The 506-nt window shown below is 66.8% G+C and carries 1 protein-coding gene; it reads right to left on the bottom strand.

Translation table 11 applies throughout. The features are described 5' to 3' along the window. A partial coding sequence (locus tag P3W85_RS19795; RefSeq protein ID WP_276266053.1) for a phosphate acyltransferase occupies positions 1–506 on the bottom strand: 506 nt, incomplete at both ends.

Here is a 506-nt window from a genome sequence, read left to right as displayed (position 1 = left end):
GCCTCCGCCACCGCTACCGCCGTCATATTGACGATACGGCGCGTGGTGGCCTGCGGGTTGAGGATGTGCACCGGCTTGGCCGCGCCCAGCAGGATCGGGCCGATGGTAACGCCCTGCCCGCCCGTGATCTTGAGCAGGTTGAAGGCGATATTGGCTGCGTCCAGGGTCGGCATGACCAGCAGGTTGGCGCTGCCGGCCAGCTTGGTGCCCGGCAGGAAGTGGCGGCGCACGTCCTCGACCAGGGCAGCGTCGCCCTGCATCTCGCCTTCCACTTCCAGGTGCGGCGCCTCCCGCGCCAGGATCTCCTGGGCGGCTCGCATCTTCTTGGCCGACGGCCGGTTCGACGAACCGAACATCGAGTGCGACATCAGCGCCACCTTCGGGTGCTGGCCGAAGCGGGCGATTTCCTCCGCGGCCAGTTGCGTGATGGCCGCCAGTTCCTCGGCGGTGGGATCGTCGTTGACGAAGGTGTCGGTGATGAACAGCGTGTACTTCTCGAGCATCAG

The organism is Cupriavidus basilensis, from assembly GCF_029335485.1.
GTDB lineage: Bacteria > Pseudomonadota > Gammaproteobacteria > Burkholderiales > Burkholderiaceae > Cupriavidus > Cupriavidus basilensis_E.
This window is presented reverse-complemented; position numbering and strand designations above follow the sequence as displayed.